Consider the following 6,638-nt stretch of genomic DNA (forward strand, 5'->3'; position numbering starts at 1 on the left):
CGCAAAGCCGCCTCGACGACCTGCTGCCGTGGAACTTCAAGCCGTCAAGCTGAACCGCTGGTGCTGTTCAGCTAACGCTTACCGAAGACACGACCTATGTCACCGATGCGGATGGTTCCATCACTTTCGCCGCCGTATTCCTTACCCGATATGATGACGGCTGCTGGGGCTACAAGGACATGGAGGAAAGCGCGGGACCGGTCGAATCCCGCGCGCCACTGAGCCTATTGGCCCTGCTGTCCGAGCTGAAAGACCCAGACAGCTATGCTCATGCCTGGCGCCAGCGCTGCCGGGATTGGGCTGCGATCCCGGACTACGAGGAGGGCGACAGGATCAAGCTCGCCGCGCCTGTGACCCTGACCGATGGCAGTACATGCCAGATAGTCACCGCGACGCACTACAGGCGGGGTCGGCAGAAACGCCGCTGCTACCGCATCGAGGAAACCGGTGGGCTCGTACGCCTGTCGAAGGCCTCGCTTGCGGGCTCGGAGCTGCTCAGCTCCGCGAAAGTCGCGACCAGTCCTGTGCTGGCGGAGTTTCTGGCGGGGCGAGAATAGGTCAGCGCCGGACGGTTCATCGACCTGCCCGGTGACAGCAGATCCTGCGTCTAATCTTGACAAGGCAATGCAAATGCATTACTTGTCGCGGGCAGCAAAGACCCTTTTCTTCAGGAGACTGCCATGACAGCCCTCGCACAAGATGTCTCGAAACTCACGGATCGGTATCAGACGACCGTGCCGGCGGGTGTGCGCAAACAGCTCAAGCTGGGCAAGGGCGACCAGATTCGTTACTGCACCGAGCCGAGTGGCAGGGTCTATATTGAGCCCGTGCGCAGCGACGAGGAAGATCCCGTGCTCGGAGCCTTTCTCGATTTTGTCGAGGCCGATATCAAGGCGCATCCGGACCGATCTATGCGCATCCGCTCTTTCTGGACCAGCTCGAAGGGCTGATCGAGGAGGTTGAAGCGCGTAAGGTACGCGATCCAAAGACCTGGCGTAAGAAAAACCCCACGAAACGGCTGGCAGCCATCTTCAAGCTGGTCACCGAGGCTATACCGGCAGATCCGGGTGCCGCCGCCTTCCGGCAAGGCGGCACACTCGGCGATCACCGCAAGCACTGGTTCCGGGCGAAATTCAGGGATGCTGGAAGATGGCAACCCACCTGACAATTTCGACGCGCTCTTGAAAGAAGCTGCAGCGGCGGGCAAGCGGTTCGAAACTTCCCTTGAAGCGGTGCCCGATCGGTAAGTGCGGTCGAATGCCAGAGGGGGGTAGGTCACCTACATTTAGGCTGTCTATAAGGGGGGGTCTTCGTTACAATCTCCCGTCACCTTTGAGCCGAGTGAAATGGGCGATATTGGTGTGCAAGATGGCTGGTACGATGAAATTCTCAGAAGTCCCACCATATCCGTACACCTGCCGTTCGCTGCGTCGTGTACGAACTGGTAAGATGCGGACGAAGCTGCCGTCCAACTCAACGTGGCGAACGTCAGCTTGTCATCGACCTCCTGTTTCTTCAGCGACAACATGGAGCGCGACTTTGGGCTGAACATGTCGCTTCTCATTAGAGGTCGTCGGCGTTTTCTTCGCGCGCCTGTCTGCCGTCAGACATGCAGCAGTTCAAGCAGCATGTCGGTCTGCGTGCGCCGCGCATAGTCGACGTCGAGGGCCTGTGCGGCACCTGGAATGTCCGCAAACATCGCACGCGAAATCGCCAGACTGACCGGCGGACCAAAGGTCATGTGATACAACCCGACCGGATCGCGGTGCCTAAAGACGCCATCGCGGACGCCGGCGGTCACGATGTCGCACATGACACCCTTCATTGCATCGATGAAGCTGTCGTGAAAGCCGCGCGCGACGCTGGGTATGATCCGCGATGTTTCCGCGACGATCGGCGCCATGCGGCCCGCCGCGGACAGCACGCAGGCATCGTAGACGATGACCATGGCTTGCCTGACGCGGTCTTCGTGCCCGAGACTGACGTCGTTTGCGACCTGCCGCATCTGCTGCGCGCTGGCAGTCAGGCCTTGCGTGATTGACGCGATGAACAGATGTTCCTTGGATGCGAAATGGTGATAAAGCGAAGCCTTGCCCAAACCTGACGCCGCCGCGATCGCGCTCATGGACGTGGCGGCATAGCCATGGGTCAGGAAATGATCGATGGCAACTGCGACGACGGCCGACTTTGTGTTGGCCTGATCGGCTGCGTCGATTTTCGGCATTGCAATTTCCCTGATTTGGGTAAACTTATCGACCGACCGGTCGGTCTGCTTACTGGGATATGATGTAATATGAATGGCACGATCACAAGGTTGCATCGGTGCTGCACAATGATCTTTCTGTGCGGGGCCGCTGTCATCGCGGCGCCTGCAAGTGCGCAGGATCTGGCCCCCTCCGGCATCGCGAAACCGGTCACGTCGGTCAAGCTGACCAGCCCGGCGCAGGACGCGCAGCAGGCCAGCCGCACGTTCTTTGGACGGATCGCCGCACGCGAAACCGTCGATTTGAGCTTTGAGGTCGGCGGCCATCTTGTCGAGCTGCCCGTGACCGAAGGCAAGCCGGTCACACGCGACGAGCTGATCGCGCGGCTGGAGCTGGGGCCGTTTGAACGGGCTGTGGAACGTGCGCAGGTCGATTTGGAACAGGCCACTCGCGCAGTCGAACGCGCCGAGACGCTGGCGCAGCAAAGCGTCGGGTCGCAAGTGCAGGCCGAAGATGCGCGCAGCGCCCGCAACACCGCCGACATCGCGCTGAGAGAGGCGCAGGCTGCGTTGGAGGATGCGACCCTGACCGCACCCTTCGATGGTCTGGTGGCGCAGCGGATGACCCCCAATTTTGCCAATGTCAGCCCCGGCCAGCCCATCGTGCGGTTGCATGACATGTCCGAAATCCGGGTCGAGATTGACGTGCCGGAACGCCTGTTTCAGGCGACCGACCCCGCCGCAGTCGTCTGGACCGGCGCGCTGCCGCAGGTGGTTGATCCGATCCCGCTCCAGATCGTGGAATACGACGCGCAAACCTCCAGCGTGGGGCAGACGTTCCGGGTCAGTCTGGCACTGCCGGACCTCGACTTCGCTACACTGATCCCCGGCGCAACCATGAGCGTGACAGCGACCGTCCCGGTGGACACGGCGGACGGAGTGCTGCTGCCTGCGACGGCGATCCTGCCGGGGGCTGACCGCAAGCCGCAGGTAATGATCTATGCGGATGGGCAGGTGCGGGCCGTGCCGGTCGAGGTGGTATCCGACACCGGCACCGACCTGCGTGTGATCGGTCTGCCCGAGGGCGCACAGGTCGTGGCGGTGGGGGGGCATCTGCTGACCGACGGCCAGGAAGTGCGTCCCTACCTTGGCCTTTCGGTCCAGGAATGACATCGTGAAGATCGCCCGCATCGCCATCGAGCGCCCGCTTTACACCTGGTTGTTGATCCTGTTCTGCCTGCTGGGCGGGGCGGCTGGCTATTTGTCCGTGGGCAAACTGGAAGACCCGGCCTTTACGTTGAAATCGGCCCTTGTCATTACGCCCTATCCCGGTGCCAGCGCAGCCGAGGTCGCGACTGAGGTGTCCGAGGTCATCGAGGCCGCGGTTCAGCAGATGGACGAGATCAAGACCGTCACGTCGCGCAACAGCCCCGGCCTGTCTGTGGTCGAAGTCGAGGTGCGCGATACCTTCGGTCCCGATCTGCTGCCGCAGGTCTGGGACGATCTGCGCGACCGCGTGTCAGATGCGACCGGCGATTTGCCGTCGGGCGTGCGGCCGTCCATGGTCAACGACGATTTCGGCGACGTTTACGGCATCTACTACGCCATTACCGCTCCCGGTTTCACCGACGCCGAGGTCTGGGAAATCGCAAGCTACATCAGGCGCGAGGTGCTGGCCGTCGACGGTGTGGCGAACGCGGCGCTGTCGGGACTGCCGCAAGAGGCGATCTTTGTCGAACCCGACAGCCGCGCGCTGGCCAATCTGGGCGTCGATCCGCGCGTCATCCAGCAGGCCATCGGTGGGGCCAATGCGGTCGTGGCCACCGGCACGGCCGCATCAGGCACCCGCGATCTGCGGATCGATGCACCTTCGGGCGACGATTCCGTCAGCGATATCGCGGGCCTGAGTTTCGGCGCGCAGGGCGAGGTCCTGAACCTGCTGGACATCGCCAGCGTGACCCGCGAACGGGTCGAGAGCCCGGACCATATCCTGCGCTTTGACGGCGCACCTGCCTTCACCCTTGGCATCGCAGGTCTTGCCACGCGCAACATCGTGACCGTTGGCTACGCGGTCGAGGATCGTCTGGATGCGATCGCCACGATCCTGCCCGCTGGGGTGACAATCCACCCGATATATGAACAGCACCTTGTGGTCGATGCGGCAACCAAGGGGTTCCTTGTGTCGCTGGCCCTGTCCGTGGCCGTTGTTATCGCTGTGCTGGCGCTGTTCATGGGGTGGCGCGCATCCATCGTCGTTGGCGTGTCGTTGCTTGTGACGGTTGTTGCCACATTCTTCTTCATGAACCTCTGGGGAGTTAAGGTCGAACGCATCAGTCTGGGTGCGCTGATCATCGCGATGGGCATGCTGGTCGACAACGCCATCGTCGTCGCCGAAGGCATGCAAATCGAGATGCGGCGAGGACGCCGTGCCGCCGACAGCGCCGAAGAGGTCGCGTCCAAGACGCAGATCCCGCTGCTGGGTGCCACGATCATCGGCATCATGGCCTTTGCCGGCATCGGCCTGTCGCCGGATGCGACGGGGGAATTCATGTTCTCTCTATTCGCGGTGATTGCCATTTCGCTCATGCTGTCATGGCTGATCGCGATTACGGTCACACCGTTGCTGGGCAGCTACCTGTTTCTCACCGGCGGTCTGGCCGACGGAGAAGACCCCTACGATGGCCCGATCTTTCGCGCCTATGGCAGCCTTGTGCGGGGCGCGTTGCGGGTCCGGTGGTTGGTGATCCTGGCATTGATCGGCACGACCATGGCCTGCTTTGGTGCGTTTGGCATGGTCAAGCAACAGTTCTTTCCGCCCGCTTCGACCCCGATTTTCTACCTCAACTACAAGGCGGCACAGGGCACATCCGTCTGGCAGACATCCGAAGATTTGGCTGTCGTGGAAGAATGGCTGGCCGGGCGCGGCGACGTCGTGTCGGTGCTGTCGTCGGCTGGGCAAGGTGCCGAACGCTTCATCCTGACCTACGACCCGAAGCCGGTGGACGGGTCTGTCGGCCAGCTTGTGATCCGCGCGACCAGCTACGAGGCGATCCCGCCCCTGCGGCGCGATCTGGACCTGTTCGTCGCGGAAAACCTGCCTTGGGCTGAAACCCGCAGCGAACAGATCATCTTTGGCCCGCCGGTGGGCGCGGACATAGAGGCGCGATTTACCGGGGCCGACCCCGACGTGCTGCGCGCTCTCGCGCTGGAGGCGGAGGACATCCTGCGCACCGCGACGCCCCTGCTGCACACCGAACGCACCGACTGGCGCGAGCGCGAGCTTATGACGCGCCCGGTCTTTGCCGAGGCGCGGGCGCAGGCGGTTGGCATCACCCGCGCGGATGTCGGCAGTGCCATCGCATTGGCTACAGACGGCTTGCAATCGGGGTTCTACCGCGAACGCGACCGGCTGATCCCGATCATCCTGCGCACTCCGCGCGCAGAGGTGGCGGACGGCGAATTGCGCGACCTGCTGGTCTGGTCGCCCGCGCTTCAGGATTATCTGCCGCTGGAACAGGTGATCGGCGGCTTCTCGGTCTCGGCGCGCGACACGCTGATCGAACGGCGCGACCGTGTGCCGACGATCTCCGTGCAGGCCAACGTGATCGACGGCGTGACACCTCCCACCGTATTCGCCACCGTGCGCCCCCTGATCGAGGCGATGCCCCTGCCGGCAGGATACGCGCTGGAATGGGGCGGAGAGTTCGAAAGCGCGGGTCAGGCGCAGGCGTCCCTGGGGCGGCAGATGCCGCTGGCATTCGGCACTATGCTGTTGATCACGATCCTGCTGTTCGGGCGTCTGCGACAGGCTGCGGTGATCTGGACGATCGTGCCAATGGCAGTGAATGGGGCCGCTCTCGGCCTGCTTTTTACCGGTCAAGCGTTCAGCTTTACTGCGCTTTTGGGCCTACTGTCGCTTTCAGGCATGCTGATCAAGAACGCGATCGTGCTGGTCGAGGAAATCGATCTGCAAAAGGCCGAAGGTCTGCCGCAAAGCCGCGCCATCGTGGTGGCCTGCGTCAGCCGTCTGCGTCCCGTGGTCCTGGCAGCCGGGACGACAATCCTTGGAATGATCCCGCTGCTGTGGGACGCGCTGTTCGCGTCGATGGCGGTGACGATCATGGCCGGTCTGGGATTTGCCACGATCCTGACGCTGATCGGTGTGCCTGTGTTCTATCAGACCTATTTCCGCCGTGAACGGCAGGCAGAGGCGCAAAGGCAGACCGATCAGGGCCTTTCATCTAATGCGTTGCCCCTGCGTGCTGCCGCAGATTGATGACACACCTCCAGAAGAATCAGCCCTTGGCCGCTTTGACACCCCGGCTTTATTGCCGACTGGGACGACTTGATACGTAAGCATCCGGCGTAGGCCGTGGTCATGCGGCGCGTTGGCGCTCCGATGGCTGCCAATTCCATGGGAGAAGGTCCGGCACGC

The 6,638-nt window shown here is 62.6% G+C and carries 4 protein-coding genes and 2 pseudogenes; 5 read left to right on the top strand and 1 reads right to left on the bottom strand.

The window, feature by feature from the left end; all coding sequences use genetic code 11:
* Nucleotides 1-74 precede the first annotated feature (74 nt).
* From PMES_RS15790 to PMES_RS16950, 3 genes and pseudogenes are all read left to right on the top strand, one after another.
* A pseudogene (locus PMES_RS15790) lies at nucleotides 75-557 on the top strand (DUF6927 domain-containing protein); the annotation flags it as partial.
* Nucleotides 558-680: 123 nt separating this feature from the next.
* The gene (locus PMES_RS15795; RefSeq protein WP_236549846.1) at nucleotides 681-950 is read left to right on the top strand and encodes a type II toxin-antitoxin system PrlF family antitoxin; all 270 of its coding nucleotides are present in this window, start codon (nucleotides 681-683) and stop codon (nucleotides 948-950) included.
* Nucleotides 908-1,247 (top strand): annotated as a pseudogene (locus PMES_RS16950) (type II toxin-antitoxin system YhaV family toxin). Before PMES_RS15795 ends, PMES_RS16950 begins: the two are co-directional and overlap by 43 nt.
* A gap of 356 nt (nucleotides 1,248-1,603) precedes the next feature.
* On the opposite strand, the gene PMES_RS15805 reads toward PMES_RS16950, so the two are convergent.
* Nucleotides 1,604-2,224, bottom strand: coding sequence for a TetR/AcrR family transcriptional regulator (locus PMES_RS15805; RefSeq protein WP_159966694.1), 621 nt, complete (start codon nucleotides 2,222-2,224; stop codon nucleotides 1,604-1,606).
* A gap of 69 nt (nucleotides 2,225-2,293) precedes the next feature.
* Between PMES_RS15805 and PMES_RS15810 the strand changes: the two genes are divergently transcribed.
* Together PMES_RS15810 and PMES_RS15815 are read left to right on the top strand one after the other, a co-directional pair.
* On the top strand, nucleotides 2,294-3,373 hold the full coding sequence (locus PMES_RS15810; RefSeq protein ID WP_236549847.1) for an efflux RND transporter periplasmic adaptor subunit: 1,080 nt from the start codon (nucleotides 2,294-2,296) through the stop codon (nucleotides 3,371-3,373).
* A gap of 4 nt (nucleotides 3,374-3,377) precedes the next feature.
* Nucleotides 3,378-6,479 carry an efflux RND transporter permease subunit gene (locus tag PMES_RS15815; protein ID WP_159966695.1) on the top strand — a complete coding sequence of 1,034 codons (3,102 nt, stop codon included), beginning with the start codon at nucleotides 3,378-3,380 and terminating at the stop codon, nucleotides 6,477-6,479.
* Nucleotides 6,480-6,638 lie beyond the last annotated feature (159 nt).

Origin of the sequence: Profundibacterium mesophilum KAUST100406-0324 (assembly GCF_009835145.1) — a bacterium.
Classification (GTDB): domain Bacteria; phylum Pseudomonadota; class Alphaproteobacteria; order Rhodobacterales; family Rhodobacteraceae; genus Profundibacterium; species Profundibacterium mesophilum.